The following is a 9,365-nucleotide window of genomic DNA, read 5'->3' on the forward strand; positions in this document are numbered from 1 at the left end:
CTTGCTTCTCCTGCGCTTTGGCTCAGCCCTCGTCCACGACGCGGACGAGATGCTGGACGGCAGCGATCATGCCGCGCACGGAGGGCGTATCCTCCAGCGTGCGCTGCTTGTGCATCTTGTTGAGGCCGAGGCCGACCAGCGTCGCGCGCTGTTCCTTCGGACGGCGGATCGGCGAGCCGATCTGCTCAACGGTGATGGTCTTGGTTGCTTTCTTGGCCATGGTCAAAATCCCTGGTCAGATCGACTATTCTTCAGCCGCAACGGCGGTGCCGCGGCGGGCCTGAAGGGTCGAATACTTGATGCCGCGCGCCGCAGCCACATCCTTGGGATGCATCTGGCTCTTCAGCGCGTCGAAGGTGGCGCGAACCATGTTGTAGGGGTTCGACGAACCCATCGACTTGGCAACCACGTCATGCATGCCGAGCGTCTCGAAGACGGCGCGCATCGGGCCGCCGGCGATGATGCCGGTACCCTGCTTGGCGGCGCGCAGCAGCACGCGCCCCGCACCCCAGCGTCCTTCGACGTCGTGATGCAGCGTGCGGCCCGAGCGCAGCGGCACGAAGATCATGTCGCGCTTGGCCGATTCGGTTGCCTTGCGGATGGCTTCCGGCACTTCGCGCGCCTTGCCGTGACCGAAGCCGACGCGGCCCTTCTGGTCGCCGACGACGACGAGTGCGGCGAAGCCGAAGCGGCGGCCACCCTTGACGACCTTGGCGACGCGATTGATGTGGACGAGCTTGTCCACCATGCCGTCATCGCGTTCTTCACGCTCGCGGCCGCGGCCGCCTTCCCTACGTTCCTGTGCCATATCCTGTTCCTTGTTCTTTTCCGGAAGCACGGGTTGCTGATTGCTGATGCCGCTTTTGGGTCATCAGCGGTGAACTTCTCCTTTGCATGATCTTGTCCGAAAAGTCTGCAACTTTTCGGGATCATGCATTAGAAGCTGAGACCCCCTTCGCGGGCAGCCTCGGCCAGCGCCTTGACGCGGCCGTGATAGATGTACGGGCCACGGTCGAAGACGACTTCCTTGACGCCGGCCTTGGTGGCGCGCTCGGCGATCAGCTTGCCGATCGCGGCGGCGGCGGCCGTGTCGGCGCCGGTCTTGAGCGAACCCTTGAGGTCCTTCTCGAGCGTCGAGGCGGCAGCGATGGTGTGCCCCTTCGCGTCGTCGATCACCTGAACGTAGATGTTCTTCGATGTGCGGTGCACAGAAAGGCGCGGACGCTCGCCGGCGACTTTCTTGATCTGGCGGCGGACGCGTTGCGCACGGCGCTGGATGGCTTCCTTGGTACCCATGATGTCTTCCTTGCCTTCAAAAAACGGGGGCCGCCATATGCGGTAGGCGAAGCGCCTCCCGCGACCGCTCCCCGCGGCGTTACACTTGCGTGGCTTGGCCCTGTCCGAAAAGTCTGCAACTTTTCAGGGCCAAGCAGATTACTTCTTCTTGCCTTCCTTGCGGACGATCTTCTCGCCGGCGTAACGGACACCCTTGCCCTTGTAAGGCTCAGGACCGCGGTATTCGCGGATTTCCGCGGCAACCTGGCCGACCTGCTGCTTGTCGATGCCGGCCACGGTGATTTCGGTCGGCTTCGGCACGGTGATCGTGATGCCGGCCGGCGTCTCGTAGACGACATCATGGCTGAAGCCAAGAGCCAGCTGCAGGTTCTTACCCTGCAAGGCAGCGCGATAGCCGACGCCGGTGATCTCGAGCTTCTTCTCGAAGCCGTCCTTGACACCCTGCAGGATGTTGACGATCTGCGTGCGCGACATGCCCCACTTGGAGCGAGCTGTCTTGGTCTGGTCGCGCGGCTGGACAGCGATCTCGCTGCCTTCCATCTTGACCAGCACTTCGTCGTTCACCACGAACTTCAGCTCGCCCTTGGGGCCCTTCGCCGTCACGGTCTGGCCGTTGACGGTCGCGGTCACGCCCTGCGGCAACGAAACGGGTTTCTTTCCAATACGAGACATTTTGTTGTCCTCGTCACTTCTCTTGTTTCAGGTCTCTGTCTTCGGAACGATCCGAAGACCGGATTCCAATTTGCGGTGAGCTGCCAGATCAGAAGATCTGGCAGAGGATCTCGCCGCCGACGTTCTGCTCGCGTGCTTCGTGGTCGGCCATCACGCCTTTCGGTGTCGAAAGGATGGCGATGCCGAGGCCGTTGGCGACGTGCGGGATCGACTTGGCCGAAACGTAAACGCGGCGGCCAGGCTTCGAAACGCGGGCGATTTCGCGCACGACCGGAGCACCGTCGAAATACTTCAGTTCGATTTCGATCTCGGACTTGCCGTTGTCGAAGTCGGTCTGGCTATAATCGCGGATGTAGCCTTCAGCCTTCAGCACGTCGAGGACGCGGGTGCGCAGACGCGAGGCCGGCGTCGAGACACTCGACTTCTTGCGGCCATAGGCGTTGCGGATGCGGGTCAGCATATCGCCGAGAGGATCGCTCAATGACATGTTATGTCCTCCTTACCAGCTCGACTTGACCAGGCCCGGGATCTGGCCGTTATTGCCGAGATCCCGAAGCGCGATGCGCGATACTTTGAGCTTGCGATAGTAGGCACGCGGACGGCCGGTGACTTCGCAGCGGTTGCGGATGCGGATCTTGGCCGAGTTGCGCGGCAGGGCAGCAAGCTTCAGCTGAGCGCGGAAGCGCTCTTCCATCGGCTTGGACTGATCCATGATGATCGCCTTCAGCGCGGCGCGCTTGGGACCGTACTGGTCTGCAAGCTTGCGGCGCCTGTTGTTCTTCTCGACTGAGCTGGTCTTTGCCATTTCAGATTTTTCCTTTTCTCGCTGCCGTTACTGGCGGAAGGGGAAGTTGAAAGCCTTGAGCAAAGCCCTGGCTTCGTCGTCCGTCTTCGCAGTCGTACAAACGATGACGTCCATGCCCCAGATCTGATCAACCTTGTCGTAGTTGATCTCCGGGAACACGATGTGTTCCTTGATGCCCATGGCGTAGTTGCCACGGCCATCGAAGCTCTTCGGATTCAATCCGCGGAAGTCGCGGACGCGCGGCAGCGCAATGTTCACGAGGCGATCGAGGAACTCGTACATGCGTTCCTTGCGCAGCGTGACCTTGGCGCCGATCGGCATCTTCTCGCGAACCTTGAAGCCCGCGATCGAATTGCGGGCGCGGGTCACGACGGCCTTCTGGCCGGCGATCATCGCCAGGTCCTCGGCCGCGACCGAAGGCTTCTTCGAATCGGCGGTCGCTTCGCCCACACCCATGTTCAGCACGATCTTGTCGATGCGCGGAACCTGCATCTCGTTGTCGTAGCCGAATTGCTCCTGCAGCGCCTTGCGGATGGTCTCGTTGTAGACCTGCTTGAGGCGCGGCGTGTTGTTGGCAGTCGCCTGCTTGGTTTGAGCCTTAGCCATTGATGACTTCTCCCGAGCGCTTGGCGACGCGCACCTTCTTGCCGTCCTTCTGGAAGATGAAACCGACGCGGGTCGGCTTGCCATCCTTCGGATCGGCCAGCGCGATGTTCGACAGCTGGATCGGCGCTTCCTTGGTGATGATCCCGCCCTCTTGGGACTGGGACTGCTTCTGGTGACGACGGATCATGTTGACGCCGCGCACCAGTGCGGTGTCATCCTTCGGCTGAACCGAGAGGACTTCGCCCGAACGGCCCTTGTCCTTGCCGGCCAGCACGACGACCTTGTCGCCTTTTCTAATCTTTTGCATTGGTCCGGCTCCTTACAGCACTTCAGGCGCGAGCGAGATGATCTTCATGTGGTTCTTGGCGCGGAGTTCGCGCGGAACCGGTCCGAAGATACGCGTGCCGATCGGCTCTTTCTTGTTGTCGACGAGAACGGCCGCGTTCTTGTCGAAACGGATCACGCTGCCGTCCGGGCGGCGGATGTCCTTGGCCGTGCGAACCACGACCGCCTTCATCACATCGCCCTTCTTAACGCGGCCGCGCGGAATGGCTTCCTTGATCGACACCACGATGATGTCGCCCACGGAAGCGTATTTCCGCTTCGAGCCGCCCAGCACCTTGATGCACATGACACGACGCGCGCCGGAATTATCCGCCACGTCGAGGTTTGTTTGCATCTGAATCATGACTGGCCGCCTTCTTCTTTTCTAACGGGACGGGCTCGAAGCCCCTCCCCGGTCTGTCCAAAATTCGTTGTTTACGCCCGGAGGTCAGGCTTGGTCCGAGGACACGACGATCCAGCGCTTGTCCTTGGAAATCGGCTTCGATTCCTGGATGAACACCTGATCGCCGACCTTGTGGGCGTTGTTCTCGTCGTGCGCCTTGTACTTCTTGGTCATGCGCACGGTCTTCTTCATCACGGGATGCGTGAAGCGCCGTTCGACCTTGACGACAACCGTCTTCTCGTTCTTGTCGCTGACGACGGTGCCCTGCAGAATGCGCTTTGGCATGGTTTTCGTCCTTAAGCCTTCTTGGCCGCGGACTTTTCCGCAGCGATGGTCTTGATACGCGCAATGTCCTTGCGAACCTGCCTCACGCGCGCGGTCTTCTCGAGCTGGCCGGTGGCCTTCTGGAAGCGCAGGTTGAACTGCTCCTTCTTCAGGCTGGCCAGGTCGTCGGTCAGCTGGTCCTGGGTCTTGGTCCGGATGTCTTCGGCTTTCATGATCAGCCCGTCCTTATTCTGCGATGCGCTGTACGAAGCGCGTCCTGACCGAGAGCTTGGCCGCGCCGAGACGCAGCGCCTCACGGGCGGTTTCTTCATTGACGCCGTCGATCTCGAACATGATGCGGCCCGGCTTGACGCGCGCCGCCCAGTAGTCGACCGCGCCCTTGCCCTTGCCCATGCGGACTTCGGTCGGCTTCGACGTGACCGGCACATCCGGGAAAATACGGATCCAGACGCGGCCGGCGCGCTTCATTTCGCGAGTGATCGCGCGGCGGGCCGCCTCGATCTCACGCGCGGTGACACGGTTCGGCTCAAGCGCCTTCAGCCCGAAACCGCCGAAATCCAGGTTGGTGCCGCCCTTTGCGGTACCATGGATACGGCCCTTGAACTGCTTGCGGAACTTTGTGCGCTTTGGCTGCAGCATCGTTCTAACTCCAAATTCCTAAATGTCTCAGGCGTTTTCGCGACGACGACCGCGTTCGCGATCACCACCACCGCCATGCGCAGCATCACCCTCGGTCGCACGACGCTCCGAAGCCATCGGATCGTGCTCGAGGATCTCGCCCTTGAATACCCAGACCTTGACGCCGCAAATGCCGTAGGCCGTATTCGCCTCGGCCGTGCCGTAGTCGACATCGGCGCGCAGCGTATGCAGCGGCACGCGGCCTTCACGGTACCATTCCATGCGCGCGATCTCGGCGCCGCCAAGGCGGCCGGCGCAGTTGATGCGGATGCCTTCGGCACCGAGGCGCATGGCCGACTGCACGGCACGCTTCATGGCGCGGCGGAACGCGATGCGGCGCTCGAGCTGCTGGGCGATCGACTGGGCGACCAGGGTCGCGTCGATTTCCGGCTTGCGCACTTCGACGATGTTGAGGTGCGTCTCGGACTTCGTCATCTCCATCAGCTTCTTGCGAAGCTTCTCGATGTCGGCGCCCTTCTTGCCAATGATCAGGCCCGGGCGCGCGGCATGGATGGTGACACGGCACTTCTTGTGCGGACGCTCGATCACGACCTTCGAGATCGCGGCCTGCTTGAGCTCCTTCTCAAGATACTTGCGGATCTTGATGTCCTCATGCAGCAGCTTGCCGTACTCGCCGGTGTTCGCGAACCAGCGCGAATCCCAGGTGCGGTTGATGCCGAGGCGAAGACCGATCGGATTGACTTTCTGGCCCATTATGCGGCCTCCCCTTTTTCTTCGACTTCACGAACGACGATCGTGAGGTGCGAGAACGGCTTCTCGATACGGCTGGCGCGACCACGTCCACGAGCGTGGAACCGCTTCATGACGATCGACTTGCCGACATAGGCTTCCGCCACGATCAGCGCATCGACGTCGAGGTCGTGGTTGTTTTCCGCGTTGGCGATTGCCGATTCCAGCGTCTTCTTGACCGTGCCGGAAATCCGCTTGGCCGAGAATTCGAGATCGGAAAGCGCTGTCGCGACCTTCTTGCCGCGGATCAGCGCGGCAACCAGGTTCAGCTTCTGCGGGCTGATACGGATCGTGCGCAACACGGCGCGCGCTTCGTTGTCAGCAAGCCTGCGCGGAGCTTTGGCCTTGCCCATGATTATTTCCTCTTCGCCTTCTTATCCGCGCCGTGACCGTAATAGGTCCGCGTCGGAGCGAATTCACCGAACTTGTGACCGACCATGTCCTCGTTCACCGAGACGGGAACGTGCTTCTGGCCGTTGTAGACACCGAAGGTGAAGCCGACGAACTGCGGCAGGATGGTGGAGCGACGGCTCCACATCTTGATCACCTCATTGCGACCACCTTCACGAACCTTGTCCACCTTCTTGAGAAGGTAGCCGTCGATGAAGGGGCCTTTCCAAATAGAACGAGTCACTTGGCGTTACCTCTTCTTAGCTCTTGCGCTGATGGCGCGAGCGCAGGATGAACTTGTCGGTCGCCTTGTTGGACCGCGTCTTCTTGCCTTTGGTCGGCTTGCCCCACGGGCTGACCGGATGGCGGCCACCGGAGGTGCGGCCTTCGCCGCCGCCGTGCGGATGGTCGACCGGGTTCATGGTCACGCCGCGATTGTGCGGACGCTTGCCACGCCAAACCGTGCGGCCGGCCTTGCCATCGTTGATGTTGCCGTGGTCCGGATTGGACACGGCACCGACGGTGGCCATGCAGGAGCCGTGAACGACACGCTGTTCGCCCGAGTTGAGGCGCAGGATCGCCATACCCTGGTCGCGGCCGACCAGCTGGCCGTAACCACCTGCCGAACGGGCGACCTGGGCGCCCTTGCCCGGCTTCAGCTCGATGTTGTGGACGATGGTGCCGACCGGCATCGAGGCCAGCGGCATCGCATTGCCCGGCTTCACGTCGACCGCTTCGCCTGCCACGATCTTGTCGCCGGGAGCCAGACGCTGCGGAGCGATGATGTAGGACAGCTCACCATCATCATACTTGATCAGCGCGATGAAGGCGGTGCGGTTCGGATCATATTCGATGCGCTCGACCGTGCCGACAACGTCGAACTTGCGACGCTTGAAGTCGATGATGCGGTACGAACGCTTATGACCGCCGCCGATGAAGCGGGCCGTGATGCGGCCGTGATTGTTGCGGCCGCCCGATTTGGTCAGGCCTTCGGTCAGGCCCTTGACGGGCTTGCCCTTGTAGAGGCCCGAGCGGTCGACGATGACCAGCTGACGGGTGCTCGGCGTTATCGGGTTGAATTTCTTAAGTGCCATTGTCCTGTCCTCGCGGCCTTGCTCAGAGACCCGTCGCGACGTCGATCGACTGGCCGTCGGCCAGCGTCACGATCGCCTTCTTGACGTCGCTCTGGCGGCCGATCGTGCCGCGGAAGCGCTTGATCTTGCCCTTGCGGACAAGCGTGTTCACGGCCATCACCTTGACGCCGAACAGCGCTTCGACGGCGGCCTTGATTTCCGGCTTCGACGCCTTCTTGGCGACGTTGAAGACGACCTGGTTCTGCTCGGAGGCCATGGTCGACTTTTCGGTGATCGCCGGCGAGACGATCACGTCGTAGTGACGAAGGTCGGTCATTTAAAGCGCTCCTCGAGAGCCTCGACGGCGGCCTTCGAAAGGACCAGCGTGCCGCGGCGCAGAATGTCGTAGACGTTGATGCCCTGGATGGGCAGCACATCGATGTTGGGGATGTTGGTGGCTGCCAGCTTGAAGTTCTTGTCAAGCTCGGCACCGCCAATCACCAGGGCGTTGGTCAGGCCCAGCGTCGCGAAATTCGCGATCAGCGCCTTCGTCTTGGCCTCGGTCAGCTTCAGCTCGTCGATGATGATGATCGACGCGCTCTTGGCCTTGGCCGAGAGAGCATGCTTGAGGCCAAGCGCACGAACCTTCTTGGGCAGTTCATGCTCATGGCTGCGAACGACCGGGCCGTGGGCCTTGCCGCCGCCGCGGAACTGCGGAGCGCGTGCCGAGTGGTGACGGGCGCGGCCCGTACCCTTCTGCTTGTACATCTTGGCGCCGGTGCGCGCGATTTCGGCGCGGCCCTTTGCCTTGTGCGTGCCCTGCTGCTTCTTGGCAAGCTGCCAGCGCACGACGCGCTGCAGGATGTCTTCGCGCGGATCAAGGCCGAAAATTCCATCGGAAAGTTCCACCTTGCCGGCGTCTTTACCGCCGAGCGTTGTGATCTTGAGATCCATTATTCCGCTCCCTCTGTGGCCGGAGCCTCGTTCTTCGCAGCTGCCGCGACAGCGCGGATCGCGGCGGGCTTCGGCGCATTGGCCGGCAGCGCCACCTTGGCCGCGTCGCGGACCAGGATCCAGGCGCCCTTCGATCCAGGAACCGCACCGCGGATCAGGATCAGGCCGCGGTCGGCGTCGGTCGAGACGATCTCGACATTCTGCGTGGTGACGCGGGTGTCGCCCATGTGGCCAGCCATATGCTTGCCCTTGAACACCTTGCCCGGGTCCTGGCGCTGGCCAGTCGAACCGTGAGTACGGTGCGAGACCGAGTTACCGTGCGTCGCACGGCCACCACCCATGTGGTGGCGCTTGATGACGCCCTGGAAACCCTTGCCGATCGTCGTGCCCGTCACATCGACCTTCTGGCCGGCGACAAAGTGCTCGACGGTGATCTCGGCGCCGACATCGATCATGTTGTCGGCGGAGACGCGGAACTCGGCAACCTTCGCCTTCGGCTCGACGGAAGCGGTCGCGAAATGGCCGCGCATCGCCTTCGACGTGTTCTTCACCTTGGCGAGGCCAACGCCGAGCTGAACGGCGGTGTAGCCATTCTTCTCCTGCGTGCGCTGTGCCACGACCTGGCAGTTCTCCATCTGGAGAACGGTGACGGGAACATGTTCCCCGGCATCATTATAGATGCGGGTCATTCCCACCTTCTTTGCAATCACACCTGAACGCATCGGTTCAATTCCTTTAGAGTTCCGGGCCAGGGACACCGCCCCCTACCGCGCTCTCATTCCCTTAGAGCTTGATCTCGACGTCGACGCCGGCGGCCAGATCGAGCTTCATCAAAGCATCGACGGTCTGCGGGGTCGGATCGACGATGTCGAGCAGACGCTTGTGCGTGCGCATCTCGAACTGCTCGCGGCTCTTCTTGTCGACGTGAGGCGACCGGTTGACCGTGAACTTTTCGATCCGCGTCGGCAGCGGAATGGGGCCGCGGACGTTTGCACCAGTGCGCTTGGCCGTCGACACGATTTCCTTCGTCGAGGCGTCGAGCACGCGGTGGTCAAACGCCTTCAGGCGGATGCGGATATTCTGTCCGTTCATGCGTCACTTCCTTGTTCTGGCGCGGCGCGGGCAACTG

The 9,365-nt window shown here is 61.9% G+C and carries 20 protein-coding genes; all 20 read right to left on the reverse strand.

Going from position 1 to position 9,365, the window contains the following annotated elements; all coding sequences use genetic code 11:
- Positions 1-22: 22 nt before the first annotated feature.
- The 20 genes from rpmD to rpsJ all read right to left on the reverse strand — a co-directional run bounded on the left by rpmD (position 23) and on the right by rpsJ (position 9,328).
- A complete protein-coding gene (gene rpmD / locus O7B34_RS23745; RefSeq protein ID WP_006205449.1) occupies positions 23-220 on the reverse strand; it encodes a 50S ribosomal protein L30 in 198 nt (65 codons plus the stop codon).
- 24 nt (positions 221-244) lie between these two features.
- Positions 245-808, reverse strand: coding sequence for a 30S ribosomal protein S5 (gene rpsE / locus O7B34_RS23750; RefSeq protein ID WP_032933400.1), 564 nt, complete (start codon positions 806-808; stop codon positions 245-247).
- Positions 809-936: 128 nt separating this feature from the next.
- Positions 937-1,296: a 50S ribosomal protein L18 gene (gene rplR, locus O7B34_RS23755; protein WP_149907592.1), complete on the reverse strand. Its 360-nt coding sequence runs from the start codon at positions 1,294-1,296 to the stop codon at positions 937-939.
- A 138-nt stretch (positions 1,297-1,434) separates the two neighbouring features.
- Positions 1,435-1,968: a 50S ribosomal protein L6 gene (gene rplF, locus O7B34_RS23760; RefSeq protein WP_013895694.1), complete on the reverse strand. Its 534-nt coding sequence runs from the start codon at positions 1,966-1,968 to the stop codon at positions 1,435-1,437.
- A gap of 88 nt (positions 1,969-2,056) precedes the next feature.
- Positions 2,057-2,455, reverse strand: coding sequence for a 30S ribosomal protein S8 (gene rpsH, locus O7B34_RS23765; RefSeq protein WP_006205453.1), 399 nt, complete (start codon positions 2,453-2,455; stop codon positions 2,057-2,059).
- Positions 2,456-2,467: 12 nt separating this feature from the next.
- Positions 2,468-2,773, reverse strand: coding sequence for a 30S ribosomal protein S14 (gene rpsN / locus O7B34_RS23770; RefSeq protein WP_010909282.1), 306 nt, complete (start codon positions 2,771-2,773; stop codon positions 2,468-2,470).
- A gap of 27 nt (positions 2,774-2,800) precedes the next feature.
- The gene (rplE, locus tag O7B34_RS23775; RefSeq protein WP_032935916.1) at positions 2,801-3,379 is read right to left on the reverse strand and encodes a 50S ribosomal protein L5; all 579 of its coding nucleotides are present in this window, start codon (positions 3,377-3,379) and stop codon (positions 2,801-2,803) included.
- A complete protein-coding gene (gene rplX, locus O7B34_RS23780; protein ID WP_006205456.1) occupies positions 3,372-3,686 on the reverse strand; it encodes a 50S ribosomal protein L24 in 315 nt (104 codons plus the stop codon). Before rplX ends, rplE begins: the two co-directional genes overlap by 8 nt.
- A gap of 12 nt (positions 3,687-3,698) precedes the next feature.
- Positions 3,699-4,067, reverse strand: coding sequence for a 50S ribosomal protein L14 (gene rplN / locus O7B34_RS23785; protein WP_006205457.1), 369 nt, complete (start codon positions 4,065-4,067; stop codon positions 3,699-3,701).
- A gap of 84 nt (positions 4,068-4,151) precedes the next feature.
- The gene (rpsQ, locus tag O7B34_RS23790; RefSeq protein WP_010909280.1) at positions 4,152-4,391 is read right to left on the reverse strand and encodes a 30S ribosomal protein S17; all 240 of its coding nucleotides are present in this window, start codon (positions 4,389-4,391) and stop codon (positions 4,152-4,154) included.
- An 11-nt stretch (positions 4,392-4,402) separates the two neighbouring features.
- Complete coding sequence (rpmC, locus tag O7B34_RS23795) at positions 4,403-4,603, reverse strand: 50S ribosomal protein L29 (RefSeq protein WP_006205459.1); 201 nt, start codon at positions 4,601-4,603, stop codon at positions 4,403-4,405.
- Between the two features lie 13 nt (positions 4,604-4,616).
- The gene (rplP, locus tag O7B34_RS23800) at positions 4,617-5,030 is read right to left on the reverse strand and encodes a 50S ribosomal protein L16 (RefSeq protein WP_006205460.1); all 414 of its coding nucleotides are present in this window, start codon (positions 5,028-5,030) and stop codon (positions 4,617-4,619) included.
- A 27-nt stretch (positions 5,031-5,057) separates the two neighbouring features.
- Positions 5,058-5,783 (reverse strand): 30S ribosomal protein S3, encoded by a 726-nt coding sequence (gene rpsC, locus O7B34_RS23805; RefSeq protein WP_013895697.1) that lies wholly within the window; start codon positions 5,781-5,783, stop codon positions 5,058-5,060.
- Complete coding sequence (rplV, locus tag O7B34_RS23810; protein WP_006205462.1) at positions 5,783-6,172, reverse strand: 50S ribosomal protein L22; 390 nt, start codon at positions 6,170-6,172, stop codon at positions 5,783-5,785. The genes rpsC and rplV overlap by 1 nt, the downstream gene beginning before the upstream one ends.
- 2 nt (positions 6,173-6,174) lie before the next feature.
- Complete coding sequence (rpsS, locus tag O7B34_RS23815) at positions 6,175-6,453, reverse strand: 30S ribosomal protein S19 (protein ID WP_006205463.1); 279 nt, start codon at positions 6,451-6,453, stop codon at positions 6,175-6,177.
- A 16-nt stretch (positions 6,454-6,469) separates the two neighbouring features.
- Positions 6,470-7,303 carry a 50S ribosomal protein L2 gene (gene rplB / locus O7B34_RS23820; RefSeq protein ID WP_027145574.1) on the reverse strand — a complete coding sequence of 278 codons (834 nt, stop codon included), beginning with the start codon at positions 7,301-7,303 and terminating at the stop codon, positions 6,470-6,472.
- Positions 7,304-7,325: 22 nt separating this feature from the next.
- Positions 7,326-7,619, reverse strand: coding sequence for a 50S ribosomal protein L23 (locus O7B34_RS23825; RefSeq protein WP_010909275.1), 294 nt, complete (start codon positions 7,617-7,619; stop codon positions 7,326-7,328).
- Positions 7,616-8,236, reverse strand: a complete 621-nt coding sequence (rplD, locus tag O7B34_RS23830) for a 50S ribosomal protein L4 (RefSeq protein WP_015317984.1) — start codon at positions 8,234-8,236, stop codon at positions 7,616-7,618. Before rplD ends, O7B34_RS23825 begins: the two co-directional genes overlap by 4 nt.
- Positions 8,236-8,958 carry a 50S ribosomal protein L3 gene (gene rplC / locus O7B34_RS23835; RefSeq protein WP_023757978.1) on the reverse strand — a complete coding sequence of 241 codons (723 nt, stop codon included), beginning with the start codon at positions 8,956-8,958 and terminating at the stop codon, positions 8,236-8,238. Before rplC ends, rplD begins: the two co-directional genes overlap by 1 nt.
- A 61-nt stretch (positions 8,959-9,019) precedes the next feature.
- On the reverse strand, positions 9,020-9,328 hold the full coding sequence (gene rpsJ / locus O7B34_RS23840) for a 30S ribosomal protein S10 (protein WP_010909272.1): 309 nt from the start codon (positions 9,326-9,328) through the stop codon (positions 9,020-9,022).
- Positions 9,329-9,365 lie beyond the last annotated feature (37 nt).

This window comes from Mesorhizobium sp. Cs1299R1N3 (genome assembly GCF_037179625.1).
GTDB classification, from domain to species: Bacteria; Pseudomonadota; Alphaproteobacteria; order Rhizobiales; family Rhizobiaceae; genus Mesorhizobium; species Mesorhizobium salmacidum.